At 54.7% G+C, this 17,074-nt stretch carries 10 protein-coding genes; 4 read left to right on the top strand and 6 right to left on the bottom strand.

All coding sequences use genetic code 11. The features are described from left to right. Positions 1–57: 57 nt before the first annotated feature. The 4 genes from yfaE to ubiG form a co-directional block, all read right to left on the bottom strand. Positions 58–312 (bottom strand): class I ribonucleotide reductase maintenance protein YfaE, encoded by a 255-nt coding sequence (yfaE, locus tag PI91_RS18350; RefSeq protein WP_023325749.1) that lies wholly within the window; start codon positions 310–312, stop codon positions 58–60. Beyond that, entirely contained in the window at positions 312–1,442 is a 1,131-nt protein-coding gene (nrdB, locus tag PI91_RS18345) for a class Ia ribonucleoside-diphosphate reductase subunit beta (RefSeq protein ID WP_008500235.1), read from the bottom strand. The genes yfaE and nrdB overlap by 1 nt, the downstream gene beginning before the upstream one ends. Before the next feature lie 54 nt (positions 1,443–1,496). Further along, entirely contained in the window at positions 1,497–3,782 is a 2,286-nt protein-coding gene (nrdA, locus tag PI91_RS18340) for a class 1a ribonucleoside-diphosphate reductase subunit alpha (RefSeq protein ID WP_008500237.1), read from the bottom strand. Between the two features lie 348 nt (positions 3,783–4,130). After that, positions 4,131–4,859, bottom strand: coding sequence for a bifunctional 2-polyprenyl-6-hydroxyphenol methylase/3-demethylubiquinol 3-O-methyltransferase UbiG (ubiG, locus tag PI91_RS18335; protein WP_025913163.1), 729 nt, complete (start codon positions 4,857–4,859; stop codon positions 4,131–4,133). Between the two features lie 146 nt (positions 4,860–5,005). Here ubiG and gyrA point away from each other — a divergent pair, with 146 nt between their 5' ends. Both gyrA and rcsC read left to right on the top strand, forming a co-directional pair. Further along, positions 5,006–7,642, top strand: a complete 2,637-nt coding sequence (gene gyrA, locus PI91_RS18330) for a DNA topoisomerase (ATP-hydrolyzing) subunit A (protein WP_021241538.1) — start codon at positions 5,006–5,008, stop codon at positions 7,640–7,642. Between the two features lie 135 nt (positions 7,643–7,777). Next, on the top strand, positions 7,778–10,624 hold the full coding sequence (gene rcsC, locus PI91_RS18325; RefSeq protein WP_008500240.1) for a two-component system sensor histidine kinase RcsC: 2,847 nt from the start codon (positions 7,778–7,780) through the stop codon (positions 10,622–10,624). A 78-nt stretch (positions 10,625–10,702) separates the two neighbouring features. Here the strand turns inward: rcsC and rcsB are convergent, their stop codons facing one another. Together rcsB and rcsD are read right to left on the bottom strand one after the other, a co-directional pair. Next, positions 10,703–11,353, bottom strand: coding sequence for a response regulator transcription factor RcsB (gene rcsB / locus PI91_RS18320; RefSeq protein ID WP_003859405.1), 651 nt, complete (start codon positions 11,351–11,353; stop codon positions 10,703–10,705). Positions 11,354–11,369: 16 nt separating this feature from the next. Further along, positions 11,370–14,042 carry a phosphotransferase RcsD gene (gene rcsD, locus PI91_RS18315; protein WP_021241536.1) on the bottom strand — a complete coding sequence of 891 codons (2,673 nt, stop codon included), beginning with the start codon at positions 14,040–14,042 and terminating at the stop codon, positions 11,370–11,372. A gap of 743 nt (positions 14,043–14,785) precedes the next feature. Here rcsD and PI91_RS18310 point away from each other — a divergent pair. Together PI91_RS18310 and apbE are read left to right on the top strand one after the other, a co-directional pair. Next, positions 14,786–15,898, top strand: coding sequence for a porin OmpC (locus PI91_RS18310; protein ID WP_008500242.1), 1,113 nt, complete (start codon positions 14,786–14,788; stop codon positions 15,896–15,898). A gap of 114 nt (positions 15,899–16,012) precedes the next feature. Then, the gene (gene apbE / locus PI91_RS18305) at positions 16,013–17,068 is read left to right on the top strand and encodes an FAD:protein FMN transferase ApbE (protein ID WP_008500243.1); all 1,056 of its coding nucleotides are present in this window, start codon (positions 16,013–16,015) and stop codon (positions 17,066–17,068) included. The last annotated feature ends 6 nt before the right edge of the window (positions 17,069–17,074 follow it).

The following is a 17,074-nucleotide window of genomic DNA, read 5'->3' as shown; positions in this document are numbered from 1 at the left end:
CCCGGCCTACGAACTGCGGTTTTGTAGGTCGGGTAAGCGAAGCGCCACCCGACACCATCACATCTCGATCTCGATATCGCCTTTTGCCCGGCAGCAGCAGGGCAAAATTTCCCCTTCGTTGATAAAGGCCAGCGGTTCGGTCAGCCAGTCCACCTGGCCGGCCACCAGACGGCAGCGGCAAGAGCCGCAGTAGCCGGAACGACACTGGTACTCTACTTCGACCTGATGTGCCTCAAGCGCCACCAGCAGAGAAGGGTGCTCTTCCCGACACAGTACCTCAGTGCCGGAAAGACTTAACGTGACGCGTGGCATCAGAGCTGGAAGTCGCTCAGGTCGTCGGTGTTGACTTCAGAATCAATTTGACCGACCAGATAAGAACTCACTTCCACTTCCTGCGGCGCAACCTGCACGTTATCGGACACCAGCCAGGTGTTGATCCACGGGATAGGGTTAGAGCGCGTCTGGAACGGCAGGTCGAGACCGACCGCCTGCATGCGGATGTTGGTGATGTACTCAACGTACTGGCACAGGATGTCTTTGTTCAGGCCAATCATGGAGCCGTCGCGGAACAGGTAGTCTGCCCACTCTTTCTCCTGCTGAGCCGCCAGCACGAACAGGTCGTAGCACTCCTGCTTGCACTCTTCGGCGATTTCCGCCATTTCCGGATCGTCCGTGCCGCTGCGCAGCAGGTTCAGCATGTGCTGGGTACCGGTGAGGTGCAGGGCTTCATCGCGGGCAATAAGACGGATGATTTTGGCGTTGCCTTCCATCAGCTTGCGCTCGGCAAAGGCGAAGGAGCAGGCGAAGCTGACGTAGAAGCGGATCGCTTCCAGCGCGTTAACGCTCATCAGGCACAGGTACAGCTGTTTTTTCAGCGCGCGCAGGTTCACGGTGATGGTTTTACCGTTCACATGGTGAGTGCCTTCGCCCAGCAGGTGCCAGTAGCTGGTCATCTCGATCAGCTCGTCGTAGTAATGGGCAATGCCTTCCGCGCGCTTCTGGATCTGCTCGTTGGTGACGATATCGTCAAACACCACTGCCGGATCGTTCACGATGTTGCGGATGATGTGGGTGTAAGAGCGGGAGTGGATCGTCTCGGAGAACGCCCAGGTTTCCACCCAGGTTTCCAGCTCAGGAATCGAGATCAGCGGCAGCAGTGCCACGTTCGGGCTACGGCCCTGGATGGAGTCCAGCAGCGTCTGGTACTTCAGGTTGCTGATGAAGATATGTTTTTCGTGATCCGGCAGAGACTGGTAGTCAATACGGTCGCGGGAGACGTCCACTTCTTCCGGACGCCAGAAGAAGGAGAGTTGCTTTTCAATCAGCTTTTCGAAGATGTCATATTTTTGCTGATCGTAGCGTGCCACGTTGACCGGCTGGCCGAAGAACATCGGCTCTTTGAGCTGGTCGTTTTTCGTCTGTGAAAAGGTGGTATATGCCATGAGTGTGTCCTAAAAACGTAGGCCGGGTAATCGTAGCGCCACCCGGCATTTACATTAGATCTTACATGCGCCGCTTTCGCAGCCATCGTCCTGAATTGACGGAACCAGGTCATCCTGCGCGTCTTCCGCACCGTCACGGGTGTTGTGATAGTACAGCGTTTTCACGCCAAACTTGTAGGCGGTAAGCAGGTCTTTCAGCAATTGCTGCATCGGAACCTTGCCGGACGGGAAGCGCGTCGGGTCATAGTTGGTATTGGCAGAGATCGACTGGTCGATAAACTTCTGCATGATACCCACCAGCTGCAGGTAGCCGTCGTTGTTTGGCATTTCCCACAGCAGCTCGTAGTTGTCACCCAGCGTCTCGTAATCCGGTACCACCTGACGCAGCACGCCGTCTTTCGAGGCTTTGATGCTGACGTGGCCGCGCGGCGGCTCAATACCGTTGGTGGCGTTAGAGATCTGCGAAGAGGTCTCGGACGGCATCAGGGCAGAGAGCGTGGAGTTACGCAGGCCGTGAGTCTTGATGGACTCGCGCAGGCCTTCCCAGTCGAGGTGCAGCGGCTCGCTGACAATCGCATCCAGGTCTTTCTTGTAAGTGTCGATTGGCAGAATGCCTTTCGCGTAGGTGGTTTCGTTGAACCACGGGCACGCGCCTTGCTCTTTCGCCAGCTCGTTGGACGCTTTCATCAGGTAGTACTGAATCGCTTCGAACGTCTGGTGCGTCAGGTTGTTGGCGCTGCCGTCGGAGTAACGCTTGCCGTTTTTCGCCAGCCAGTAGGCGAAGTTGATCACGCCGATACCCAGGGTACGACGCCCCATCGCACCGCGTTTCGCGGCCGGGATTGGGTAATCCTGGTAGTCCAGCAGGGCGTCGAGCGCACGAACCGCCAGCACGGCCAGCTCTTCCAGCTCGTCCAGGCTCTTGATGGCACCCAGGTTGAACGCGGACAGCGTACACAGCGCAATTTCACCGTTTTCGTCGTTCACGTCTTCCAGCGGTTTGGTCGGCAGGGCGATCTCCAGGCACAGGTTAGACTGGCGCACTGGTGCAACCACCGGATCAAACGGGCTGTGGGTGTTGCAGTGGTCAACGTTCTGGATGTAGATACGGCCGGTAGAGGCACGTTCCTGCATCATCAGGGAGAACAGGTCCACCGCCTTCACGCGCTGCTTGCGGATGCTGTCGTCCTTTTCGTATTTGGTGTACAGACGCTCGAATTCGTCCTGATCGGCGAAGAACGCGTCATACAGGCCCGGGACGTCGGACGGGCTGAACAGGGTGATCTCTTCGCCCTTCAGCAGACGGGTGTACATCAGCTTGTTGATCTGCACGCCGTAGTCCATGTGACGCACGCGGTTGCCTTCAACACCACGGTTGTTTTTCAGGACCAGCAGGCTTTCCACTTCCAGGTGCCACATAGGGTAGAACAGGGTCGCAGCACCGCCGCGCACGCCGCCCTGAGAGCAGGATTTTACTGCCGTCTGGAAGTGCTTATAGAACGGGATACAGCCGGTGTGGAACGCTTCACCGCCGCGAATCGGGCTGCCCAGCGCACGAATGCGGCCGGCGTTGATGCCGATACCGGCGCGCTGGGAAACGTATTTCACAATGGCGCTGGACGTGGCGTTGATGGAGTCCAGGCTATCACCGCACTCGATCAGTACGCAGGAGCTGAACTGACGGGTTGGGGTGCGCACGCCAGACATGATTGGCGTCGGCAGTGAAATCTTGAACGTCGATACCGCATCGTAGAAACGCTTCACGTAATCCAGACGGGTGTCACGCGGATAGTTAGAGAACAGGCAGGCGGCCACCAGAATATAGAGGAACTGGGCGCTTTCGTAGATCTCACCGGTTACACGGTTCTGAACCAGGTATTTGCCTTCGAGCTGCTTCACCGCCGCGTAGGAGAAGTTCATGTCGCGCCAGTGATCGATAAACCCGTTCATCTGCTCGAACTCTTCTTCCGTATAGTCTTCCAGCAGATGCGTGTCGTATTTGCCCAGCTCAACCATTTTCACCACGTGATCGTAAAGCTTCGGCGGCTCAAACTGGCCGTAGGCTTTTTTACGCAGGTGGAAAATCGCCAGACGTGCAGCGAGGTACTGATAATCCGGTGCTTCGCGGGAGATGAGGTCCGCCGCCGCTTTAATGATCGTTTCGTGGATATCAGACGTTTTGATGCCGTCGTAGAACTGGATGTGTGAACGCAGTTCAACCTGGGAGATAGATACGTTGTTCAGTCCTTCTGCTGCCCAGTCGAGAACTCGATGGATTTTGTCCAGATTGATACGCTCGGTAGTACCGTCGCGCTTTGTCACCAGCAGACTCTGATTCATGTGGGGTTTACCTGTCCGTGAAATAAAAAAATATCCCCCGCTTATCCACAGAACCGTCTTGTGACTAACTCTGTGGATAAATACTACATATAGGGGGTTTGCGATAAGAAAAACGCTATATGGTGAGTATTCTAGTAAGGATTCTTTTCAGTACAAGGGTTGATTTTGACGTTAAATTGAGGTTGTGAAAGGGTAAAAAAGGCTAAGTCCTCGTGCTGTAAGGCCTGGAAGACATGTCAATAATTAAGAAAAAAAATTCAAAATTTGATCGAGTGCTGATTTCTTCAACGGGCGGTCAGAATTGCGCAACATGATGTCGCGCAATCTTTATAAGAATAACGAATGACGTTAGTCGTTTTTGGCGGTTGTATGCAACATATAGTTAACATCAACGCCCGGTGCGAGTTTGAATTTATTGGTCAGCGGATTGTAGTGCAGACCGGTGATGTGCTGCTCCTTGAGCCACGTCTGGTCGACCCAGCCTAACAGTTCGGCAGGCTTGATGAATTTCTTCACGTCATGCGTGCCTTTCGGCACCATGCGCAGCACATACTCCGCGCCAACGACGGCCATCAGCCAGGCTTTACCGTTGCGGTTGATGGTCGAGAAGAAGACCTGTCCACCCGGTTTCACCAGTTTTGCACAGGCGTGCACCACGGACTGCGGATCGGGAACGTGCTCCAGCATCTCCATGCAGGTCACCACATCGTACTGATGGGCATGTTTTGCCGCGTGTTCTTCCACGGTTTCCTGCACGTAGTCCACCTGTATGCCAGACTCCAGCGCATGAAGACGAGCAACCTGCAGCGGTTCAAAGCCCATATCCAGGCCCGTGACGTTCGCCCCTTCGCGCGCCATGCTTTCCGCCAGGATACCGCCACCGCAGCCGACATCGAGCACTTTTTTACCGAACAGACCGCCGGAGCGCTCCGCGATATAGCCCAGACGCAGCGGGTTAATACGGTGCAGCGGTTTGAACTCGCCTTCGAGATCCCACCAGCGGGACGCCACCGCTTCAAATTTGGCAATCTCTTCGTGGTCAACGTTGTGAGCCACCGGGGATTTTTCGGCATTCATGGGCGCTTTTACTCCTTATTTAGCAAGACGAATGAGTATATCAGGCAATCCCTGTGAATAAAGCGTATAGGTTTACCTCAATCACCTCGGCTGTGTTATAATTTGCGACCTTTGAATCCGGGATACAGTAGAGGGATAGCGGTTAGATGAGCGACCTTGCGAGAGAAATTACACCGGTTAACATCGAGGAAGAGCTGAAGAGCTCCTATCTGGACTATGCGATGTCGGTCATTGTTGGCCGTGCGCTGCCGGACGTCCGCGATGGCCTTAAGCCGGTACACCGTCGCGTACTATACGCCATGAACGTATTGGGCAATGACTGGAATAAAGCCTATAAAAAATCTGCCCGCGTCGTCGGTGACGTCATCGGTAAATATCACCCGCATGGTGATATCGCCGTTTATGACACCATCGTTCGTATGGCGCAGCCATTCTCCTTGCGCTACATGCTGGTAGATGGTCAGGGTAACTTTGGTTCAGTCGACGGCGACTCCGCTGCGGCGATGCGTTATACGGAAATCCGTATGTCGAAAATCGCTCATGAGCTGATGGCCGACCTGGAAAAAGAGACCGTTGATTTCGTCGATAACTACGACGGCACCGAGCGCATCCCAGATGTGATGCCCACCAAGATCCCGAACCTGTTAGTGAACGGTTCGTCCGGTATCGCGGTCGGTATGGCAACCAACATTCCGCCGCACAATATCACCGAGGTGATCAACGGCTGTCTGGCTTATATCGACGATGAAGACATCAGCATTGAAGGGCTGATGGCACACATCCCGGGCCCGGACTTCCCGACGGCGGCGATCATCAACGGTCGTCGCGGCATTGAAGAAGCGTACCGTACCGGCCGCGGCAAGATTTACATCCGTGCCCGCGCTGAAGTAGAAGCGGACGCCAAAACCGGCCGTGAAACCATTATTGTTCACGAGATCCCGTATCAGGTGAACAAAGCGCGTCTGATTGAAAAAATCGCCGAGCTGGTAAAAGAAAAACGCGTTGAAGGCATCAGCGCGCTGCGTGACGAGTCTGATAAAGACGGTATGCGCATCGTGATTGAGATCAAACGCGACGCGGTGGGTGAGGTTGTCCTGAATAACCTGTACTCCCAGACGCAGCTTCAGGTCTCCTTCGGTATCAACATGGTTGCGCTGCACCATGGTCAGCCGAAGATCATGAACCTGAAAGAGATCCTGAGCGCGTTCGTCCGTCACCGCCGTGAAGTGGTGACCCGTCGTACCATCTTCGAACTGCGCAAAGCGCGCGACCGTGCGCACATCCTTGAAGCGCTGGCGGTTGCGCTGGCCAACATCGACCCGATCATCGAGCTGATCCGTCGTGCGCCAACCCCGGCGGAAGCGAAAACCGCGCTGGTTTCCCGTCCGTGGGATCTGGGCAACGTCGCCGCGATGCTGGAACGTGCGGGCGATGACGCGGCGCGTCCTGAATGGCTGGAACCTGAGTTCGGCGTGCGTGACGGTCAATACTACCTGACTGAACAGCAGGCCCAGGCGATTCTGGATCTGCGTCTGCAGAAACTGACCGGCCTTGAGCATGAAAAACTGCTCGACGAATACAAAGAGTTGCTGGAACAGATTGCTGAGCTGCTGCATATCCTGGGCAGCGCAGAGCGCCTGATGGAAGTGATCCGCGAAGAGCTGGAGCTGGTCCGCGATCAGTTCGGCGACGAGCGCCGCACCGAAATCACCGCCAACAGTGCGGACATCAACATCGAAGACCTGATCAACCAGGAAGACGTTGTGGTGACCCTGTCTCACCAGGGCTACGTGAAGTATCAGCCGTTAACGGACTACGAAGCACAGCGTCGTGGCGGTAAAGGTAAATCTGCAGCACGTATTAAAGAAGAAGACTTTATTGACCGCCTGCTGGTGGCGAACACCCATGACACGATCCTCTGCTTCTCCAGCCGCGGTCGTCTGTACTGGATGAAAGTCTATCAGCTGCCGGAAGCAAGCCGTGGCGCACGTGGTCGTCCAATCGTTAACCTGCTGCCGCTGGAAGCGAACGAACGTATCACCGCCATTCTGCCGGTACGCGAGTACGAAGAGGGCGTGAACGTCTTTATGGCGACCGCCAGCGGTACCGTGAAGAAAACCGCGCTGACCGAATTCAGCCGTCCGCGTTCTGCCGGTATTATCGCCGTGAACCTGAACGAAGGCGACGAGCTGATTGGCGTGGATCTGACCTCGGGCTCCGATGAAGTCATGCTCTTCTCTGCGGCCGGTAAAGTGGTGCGCTTCAAAGAAGACGCCGTCCGTGCAATGGGCCGTACCGCGACGGGCGTACGTGGTATCAAACTGGCTGGCGAAGACAGCGTTGTTTCTCTGATTATTCCGCGCGGTGAAGGGGCTATCCTGACCGTCACGCAGAATGGTTACGGTAAACGTACGGCGGAAGGGGAATACCCAACCAAGTCTCGCGGCACGCAGGGCGTAATCTCCATCAAGGTGACCGAGCGCAACGGTTCCGTTGTCGGCGCGGTGCAGGTAGACGATGCCGACCAGATCATGATGATCACCGATGCGGGTACGCTGGTGCGTACCCGCGTGTCTGAGATCAGCGTGGTGGGTCGTAACACCCAGGGCGTGATCCTCATCCGTACAGCGGAAGATGAAAACGTGGTGGGTCTGCAGCGCGTTGCCGAGCCGGTGGATGACGAAGAGCTCGACTCCATCGACGGTAGCGTCGCGGAAGGCGATGAGGACATCGCGCCAGAAGCCGACACCGACGATGACGTAGCGGATGACGCTGACGAGTAATGTCTCCTGATGTAAAAAAGGGCCGGATTCCGGCCCTTTTCTTTTGCAGAAGCAGATAAGTCAACGTTGCGACCTGGCGCGTTTACCGCTACCTTAACCACATTCTTTTGACCCCGACGGCGGAGCCTCGCCCCCTTGAAATACCTCGTCTCCTTTCGTACTACGCTGAAAGTCTCTCGCTATCTGTTTAGAGCGCTGGCGCTCCTGCTTTGGCTGCTGGTGGCCTTGTTCTCGGTGTTTTACATCGTTAATGCGCTGCATCAGAAAGAAGCGGAGATCCGCCAGGAGTTTAACTTAAGCTCCGACCAGGCCCAGCGCTACATTCAGCGAACGTCTGACGTCATGAAGGAGCTGAAGTATATTGCCGAGAATCGTCTGACGGCGGAAAACGGTATTCTTGCGCTCCGCGGGCGTAACGACAAAACCGAAGTTCCGGACTTCCAGCCGCTGTTCCCGGATTCCGATTGCTCCACCATGAGCAATACCTGGCGCGGGTCGCTGGAATCGCTAGCCTGGTTTATGCGCTACTGGCGCGACAACTTCTCCGCCGCCTATGACCTGAACCGCGTCTTCCTGATTGGCAGCGAAAATCTCTGCATGGCTGACTTTGGCCTGCGCGACGTGCCCGTTGAGCGTGACAATGCGTTGAAAAGCCTGCATGAACGTATTGTGAAATACCGCAATGCACCACAGGACGAGCGCGGGAATAACATCTTCTGGGTGAGCCAGGGCCCGCGCCCCGGTGTGGGCTATTTCTATGCCCTGACGCCGGTTTATCTCGGTAATCGCCTGCAGGCGCTGATGGGGATTGAGCAGACCATCCGCATGGAAAACTTCTTCACCCCTGGCAGCCTGCCCATGGGGGTGACCATTCTGGATGAAAACGGCCATCAGCTGATCTCGCTTGCCGGGCCCGATAACCGGCTGAACGTCGAACCGCACTGGATGCAGGAGCGGTCGTGGTTTGGCTATACCTCGGGCTTCCGCGAGCTGGTGCTGAAGAAGAGCCTGCCGCCTTCGTCGCTGAGTATCGTCTATTCGCTGCCGGTGGATATGGTACTTGAGCGGATACGCATTCTTATCATGAATGCGATTCTGCTCAACCTGCTGGCGGGGGGCGCGCTGTTTACGCTGGCGCGCATGTATGAGCGGAAAATCTTTATTCCCGCCGAAAGCGACGCCCAGCGCCTGGAGGAACACGAGCAGTTTAACCGCAAGATTGTTGCCTCGGCGCCGGTGGGGATCTGTATCCTGCGTACCCAGGACGGGACCAACATCCTGAGTAACGAACTGGCGCATAACTACCTGAACATGCTGACGCACGAAGACCGGCAGAGGCTGACGCAGATTATCTGCGGTCAGCAGGTTAACTTCGTTGACGTGCTCACCAGTACGCACACCAACCTGCAGATCAGCTTTGTCCATTCCCGCTATCGCAATGAAAACGTGGCGATTTGCGTGCTGGTGGATGTCTCCGCGCGCGTGAAGATGGAAGAGTCGTTGCAGGAGATGGCGCAGGCGGCGGAGCAGGCCAGCCAGTCAAAATCCATGTTCCTTGCGACCGTCAGCCACGAGCTGCGTACGCCGCTGTACGGGATTATCGGTAACCTCGACCTGCTGCAGACTAAAGAGCTGCCGAAAGGCGTCGACCGGCTGGTGACGGCGATGAACAACTCCTCCAGCCTGCTGCTGAAAATCATCAGCGATATTCTCGACTTCTCTAAAATTGAGTCCGAGCAGCTGAAAATCGAGCCGCGCGAGTTTTCACCGCGCGAGGTGATGAACCACATTAGCGCCAACTATCTGCCGCTGGTGGTGCGTAAACAGCTGGGGCTCTACTGCTTTATTGAACCGGACGTGCCGCTGACGCTGCACGGCGATCCGATGCGCCTGCAGCAGGTCATCTCTAACCTGCTCAGCAACGCCATCAAATTTACCGATACCGGCTGTATTGTGCTGCACGTCTGCCGGGCAGGGGATTACCTGAGCATTCGCGTGCGCGACACGGGGGTTGGCATCCCGGCGAAGGAGGTGGTTCGCCTGTTCGATCCGTTCTTCCAGGTCGGTACCGGCGTGCAGCGTAACTTCCAGGGCACCGGACTGGGGCTGGCGATTTGTGAGAAGCTCGTCAGCATGATGGACGGCGATATCTCCGTGGATACCGAGCCCGGCATGGGCAGCCAGTTCACCATCCGCATTCCGCTCTATTCGGCGCAATATCCGGCAAAAGCCACGGTAGACGGGCTGAGCGATAAGCGCTGCTGGCTGGCGGTGCATAACGCCTCGCTGAATGACTATCTGACGGCGCTGCTGACCCACTGCGGCGTGAGGGTGTGCCGCTATGAAGGTCAAACACCGGACGTTGACGATGTGCTGATCGCCGACGAGATGCAGGAGCAGCCGTGGCAGGGGAGAGGGTCGGTGCTCTTCTGCCGTCGCCACATCGGCATTCCCGTCGAGCGCGCGCCTGGGGAGTGGGTACACAGTGTTGCGACGCCGCACGAGCTGTTGAGCCTGCTGGCTCGCATTTACAAAGTGGAGCTGGAAGAGCGCGACGGCGCGGGCGGATTGCCGTCACCGGAGTCTCTGGCGTCGGTGAATGACGATATGATGATTCTGGTGGTGGATGACCATCCGATTAACCGCCGCCTGCTGGCTGACCAGCTTGGATCGCTGGGCTACCAGTGCAAAACCGCCAATGACGGCGTGGATGCGCTGAACGTGCTGAGTAAGAATCATATTGATATCGTGCTGAGCGACGTCAACATGCCTAACATGGACGGCTACCGTCTGACGCAGCGCATCCGGCAGCTTGGCCTGACGCTGCCGGTGGTGGGCGTAACGGCGAACGCGCTGGCGGAAGAGAAGCAGCGCTGTCTGGAGTCAGGCATGGACAGCTGTCTGTCGAAACCGGTGACGCTGGACGTGCTGAAGCAGACATTGTCGATTTACGCAGAGCGCGTGAGAAAAACGAGAATATAAAAAAGGCCCGGAAGGGCCTTTTCTGCGGGGTCTGTAGGCCGGGTAAGCGTGAGCGCCACCCGGCATAGACAGCGGAGATCAATCTTTGTCAGTTGCACTCAGCGTGACGGAGGAGAGATAGTTCAGCAGAGCAATATCGTTGTCCACACCCAGCTTCATCATCGCTGATTTCTTCTGGCTGCTGATGGTTTTAATACTGCGGTTCAGCTTCTTGGCAATCTCGGTCACCAGGAAACCTTCTGCGAACAGGCGCAGAACTTCACTCTCTTTCGGCGACAGACGTTTGTCACCGTAGCCACCCGCGCTGATTTTTTCCAGCAGACGAGAAACGCTTTCAGGCGTGAACTTCTTGCCTTTCTGCAGCGCCGCAAGCGCTTTAGGCAGATCGGTCGGTGCGCCCTGTTTCAGCACAATCCCTTCGATATCCAGATCCAGTACCGCGCTCAGGATCGCCGGGTTGTTGTTCATGGTCAGAACAATGATCGAGATATCCGGGAAGTGACGTTTAATATATTTGATGAGCGTGATCCCATCACCGTATTTGTCTCCGGGCATGGAGAGATCGGTAATGAGCACGTGTGCATCAAGCTTTGGGAGGTTATTGATCAGTGCTGTAGAGTCTTCAAATTCACCGACTACATTCACCCACTCGATCTGTTCAAGTGATTTGCGAATACCGAACAGTACAATCGGATGGTCATCGGCAATAATTACGTTCATATTGTTCATGTATAAGGCTACCTTGCTACAGCAAGCTTTTGACGTAGGCGTCAATGTCGCTGATGTATTTTTCAATGCCAGAGGCATCTTTCTCACGAATTAGATGTTCCAGCGTTTCACATAACTGCTTGCCGGGAACCAGATTAAGCATGGCAAACACCCCTTTAAGCCGGTGTGCTGTCTGTGCCAGCGCTGCAAAATCATTCGCAGCGGACTCAGTATACAACCGCTTAACATCATCTGGTACTGTATCAACAAAGAGTGAATAGTATCCGCTGGCGTGAAGCTCGGCATTTTCATTACCGCCAAGCGGGGATTCCGCTATCTCTTCCTGCGCCAGCTGCTCTTCTATTAGTTGTAGTACAGCTTCCTGCATCGCATTGCTTATATTAAAGTTGACGCGCAGCTGGCCAGGGCCGATTTTCCGCACGCCTGACTCATCATCGCTTAAAAGCAAGCCGGAGGCAGTAAGATTAGACGGATTATCAGTTAAAAACAGATCAAATTCTTGACTTGCAAGTCTTTCATCCGGCGTGATGCAGGCCGCTCCCCAGTTTTCTAACTGACGAACGACAATATTGCGGATCTCGTTCGAGGTCACATCGACCATCACCACGACATCATCCAGCAGACGTTCTTCATCTTCTTCCTGCGGGTTGGCCGCCATTTTCACGTGCAGAGAATAGCGGGTGCCGAGGGATTCACGGGCTTTGATATTCAGATGGCCGCCGAGCTTGCGCGCCAGCTGATCGCACAGCCAGAAGGTGAGGGCATTGGCCTTGCCGTAGCGATCGCTTTGCGTGTCGTTCAGGAACGGGAAGTGGAGATTATCAATTTCACTCGTGGTGACGCCTTCCCCGGTGTCGAGGATGCGGAACGTCAGGCGGTCTTCTGCCGATTCCTCCGTACTGACTTCGAGGGTGATCTTGCCGATCTGCGTGGTCGTCACCGCGTACTGAATAATCATCAACAGTATGCGGCGCAGCGCTTCACGATCGCCGTGGCGCTCGTCATTTGCCGGAAGATTGTTATTGATCAGCAGCTGCAACCCTTTACGCTTAATCACGGGCAGGACTTCCGGAACCACTTCATCGATCAGGTCCTGAATAGAGAAGAGGGTGGGTGTTCCTTTCCAGAAATCATTCTCCAGCATGTTCGCCAGCTGGATCTCGTCAACCATTCTGACCAGCGAGTCGGCCTGACAGGCAAGCTGGTGGCTTTCTGACGTATTTAACGCCGCCGCCTGGGTCGCCAGCGTTTTTAACGGCTGCTTGAAGGCATCGCCAATGTTCTGCATAAATGCGGCGCGCCCCTGCTGGTTTTTCTCATACAGTCTTTGTGCCTGCTTGAGCTTTTTATTCACCAGCACCTCGCGATCCTGATCGCGAATGATGAAAATTTGCGTGCGGGAGGCGACCTGGCTGCGGAACTGACGGATCTCGTACAGCTCATTGTTGATGGTGGCCTGGATCACCCCCTGGTGCTGATCCGCCATGGTGGTGATGTTCTGCAGGTTAAGATGCGGCAGCAGATGGTCGGCAATTTTATTGCTCATTACCGTACGATTCGCTTCCTGATCGTGAACTAAGACCCCAAGCGGCAGCACGGAAATAATCTCTTCATTTAGCGCACGTAACACGCGCAGTTCATTGCTGGTGCCTGCCGGGACCGCAGAGGCGTCGCTCTGACGCCCCGGCTGGAAACGGAAGGTGCTGTAGCCAAACAGCGCCAGCGCCAGCAGACCGATATTCAGCAGCAGAGGCAGCAGGATATTTTGCAGGGTATCGAGCAGCAGCGTGCCAAACGGCACCTGCCACACCAGACGCATACCGGTCGAGTTCAGGGATGAGGCGATTTCGATTTTTGAGCCGTTAAAGGAGATCGAGACGCTCTCTGCGGCCTCTTTGTCAGAAGCCGCACGCATGTTCTGGGTGCTGTTGTCGGGCTCCAGACGGAAGCTGTCGAGCGGCATGTCCGGCGGGATTAAATCGTTAATCGGTAAATCGAAGGCCACAACCGTCGCCAGATGTCCTGGCTGGTTGAAGGTGGTGCGCAGAGTAAAATAATGACCGTTTTGCCAGGCCAGACGACGCAGGGAAGAGAAGCTCTCACGTTCATCAAGGGCATTCGCCTGCTGCAGCATCTCTGCCCGGCGGGAGTCGACGATGCTGCCCACGGTAGTCTCTTTAAACCCGGAAGAGAGATCTTTTAACGGCAGGGTTGAGATCAGGATCATGCTGTTGTCCTGACCGTTCAGATAGTACATCGACCACGGCACCGTTTCGGCCCCCCAGAGAGTATCCAGATAGGTCGAAATACGCTGTGTCATCTCGAGCGTTGCGCTGTCGTGAGAGCCAAAAATGAGCGCCTCAGTCTTACGCTGCGGTTTTTCGAGGTAATAGACATCCTGCTTAAGCCGCGTCTCCTGAAGTCCATCTCCGGATGAGGAGGCCGGGGCGGCCGCAATATTGTCGTAAATCTGCCAGGTGGCGTAGCGCCAGGTATCGATGCGCTTATGCACGGCGTGGGTGATATCGACGACCTGATAGCTCTTATCCTTCAGCCAGGCGTTAACCGCGCTTTGTACCATCACCCCCATGGTCACTAACAGCACAACGATCAAAAGAAGAAAGAAACGGGTGATGCTCCCGGGGAGGAGGGAGAATTTGCTCGGGGCGGTGGTTTCAGTCTGACTCATTGATATCTTTAACCCGTCATGGTCATGCTCTGTGGCGATAGGGCAGTATAAAGGGTAATAACTGAATTTCCAGCGCCACCGTCCGGGAACAGGCGACTTTTTCAACGGACAATACCGGCGGCGGGTGGCGCGGTAAACATGTACAAACTCGTCCTGCGCGTACAAATAAAAAGTGCGCCTGGCCAGCAAATAGCACGAATTAACAAGAAATTAAGTTTTACATCAAGTGTGTGTTAGCGAACGATCGCCGGGGAGAATTTAGTTAATAGTCGTTACAATTTCGGTGCGGTAGCACAAAAAATGAGGCGTTGCGTAAAGAAAGGTAAAAAAAAACCGAATGCGAAGCATCCGGCTCAATTAGGGATAAACAGACATTCAAAACTGAATGACGGTAATAAATAAAGTTAATGATGATAGCGAGAGATATTTTAGAGATTAGCCGCGATCTTGTTTTGTCATTCAGTGCTGTAACGATTTTTATTATAACTTATTGATTACTATGTGTATGATTTTTCTTTTGATTATAAGTGCTAAATTTATAAGCTATTTGTGCTTTGTAAAAGTTCCTTGATATTTACATTTTGAAACATCTTGATGGACAAATGAAACATCTTCAAAGTTTTCGTATCATATTCGCATTGGATTATTCTGTAATTTTGCGGAGAATGAAATTGCCGACTGGTTAATGAGGGTTAACCAGTAAGCAGTGGCAATTATAAGGCATATAACAGAGGGTTAATAAAATGAAAGTTAAAGTACTGTCCCTCCTGGTACCAGCACTCCTGGTGGCAGGCGCAGCAAATGCGGCCGAAATTTATAACAAAGATGGCAACAAATTAGATCTGTACGGCAAAGTCGATGGTCTGCATTATTTCTCTGACGACAAGGGTAACGACGGCGACAAGACCTACATGCGTCTTGGCTTCAAAGGTGAAACTCAGGTTAACGATCAGCTGACCGGTTATGGCCAGTGGGAATACCAGATTCAGGGTAACAAAGACGAAGGCGACAACCAGTCCTGGACTCGTGTGGCCTTTGCAGGTCTGAAGTTCGCGGAAGCAGGTTCATTCGATTACGGTCGTAACTACGGCGTGATTTACGACGTGACCTCCTGGACCGACGTTCTGCCTGAATTCGGTGGAGACACCTATGGTGCCGACAACTTCCTCCAGTCTCGTGCTAACGGCGTGGCAACCTACCGTAACCAGGACTTCTTTGGTCTGGTTGATGGCCTGAACTTTGCTCTGCAGTATCAGGGCAAAAACGGCAGCGTAAGCGGTGAAAACACCGACGGTCGCAGCCTGCTGAACCAGAACGGCGATGGCTACGGTGCATCCGTGACCTATAACCTGGGCGAAGGTTTCAGCGTGGGTGGTGCGATGTCCTCCTCCAAACGTACCGCCGATCAGAACGCACTGGGCGTATACGGTAAAGGGGATCACGCAGAAGTCTATTCTGGTGGCCTGAAGTACGATGCCAACAACATCTATCTGGCAGCACAGTACTCTCAGACCTACAACGCAACCCGTTTTGGTACCTCTAACGGCAGCAACCCAACTACCGCTTACGGCTTTGCTAACAAAGCGCAGAACTTCGAAGTGGTTGCTCAGTACCAGTTCGACTTCGGCCTGCGTCCATCCGTGGCTTACCTGCAGTCTAAAGGCAAAGACATCGAAAACTTCGGCGATCAGGATCTGCTGAAATATGTTGATGTGGGTGCGACTTACTACTTCAACAAAAACATGTCCACCTACGTGGATTACAAAATCAACCTGGTTGATGAAAATGAATTCACCCGTCAGGCGGGTATCGGTACTGACGATATCGTCGCGCTGGGCCTGGTTTACCAGTTCTAATCGCGCCATCGTGTGACGTAAGGGGCCTGATGGCCCCTTTTTTGTGCCTTTCTGATTCTCACAACTCACCCGTTTTGGTGTACTCTTGCCGCCCTGGCATGAGGATAATAATGAATGGACATGACTTTTTTACGCGCCAGCTTTCTGGCTATGCTTTTTTTCCTGACCGCGTGTAACGATCCCGCGCCCGTGGCGAAAACCGACGCACCTGCCGCGACGGTGCTCGAAGGCAAAACGATGGGCACCTTCTGGCGCGTCAGCGTGATGAACCTCGATAAAACGCGCACGGATGAGCTTCGCGGCAAAATCCAGGCACAGCTGGACGCCGACGATCAGCTGCTGTCGACCTATAAAAATGACTCGGCGCTGATGCGCTTTAACCTCTCAACCAGCACCTCTCTGTGGCCGGTGAGCGAGGCGATGGCCGATATCGTGACCGAGGCAATGCGCGTAGGTTATAAAACCAACGGGGCGATGGATGTCACCGTCGGTCCTCTGGTGAACCTCTGGGGATTTGGCCCGAATAAACAGCCGGTGAAGACGCCCGAACAGGCGGCCATTGATGACGCCCGCGCCCGGACCGGGCTACAGCATCTGACCGTCATCAACCAGTACGGGCAGCAGTACCTGCAAAAAGATATCCCCGATCTGTTTGTCGATCTGTCGACGGTCGGGGAAGGCTACGCGGCGGATCATCTTGCTGCACTGATGGCGCAGGAGGGGATTTCCCGTTATCTGGTCTCCGTGGGCGGCGCGTTGGTCAGTCGGGGCATGAACGCCAGCGATAAACCGTGGCGCGTGGCGATTCAAAAACCGACGGATCGGCAAAATGCCGTGCAGGCGATAGTGGATATCAACGGACATGGCATCAGCACTTCCGGAAGCTATCGCAACTATTATGAGCTTGACGGGAAGCGTATTTCGCACGTGATTGATCCGCAGACCGGCCGCCCCATCACGCATAACCTGGTCTCGGTGACGGTCATTGCCCCCACCGCGCTCGAAGCGGATGCCTGGGATACCGGATTAATGGTTCTTGGCCCTGAGAAAGCCAAAGAGGTGGTCCGTCAGGAAGGGCTGGCGGTTTATATGATCACCAAAGAGGGCGACGGGTTTAAAACCTGGAGCTCGCCGCAGTTCAACAGTTTCCTGGTCAGCGACAAAAATTAAAAAGCA

This window comes from Enterobacter sp. FB, from assembly GCF_000805795.1.
Classification (GTDB): Bacteria; Pseudomonadota; Gammaproteobacteria; order Enterobacterales; family Enterobacteriaceae; genus Enterobacter; species Enterobacter roggenkampii.
The sequence above is the reverse complement of the archived record's forward strand: the minus strand, read 5'-3'. Positions and strand labels throughout refer to the sequence as shown.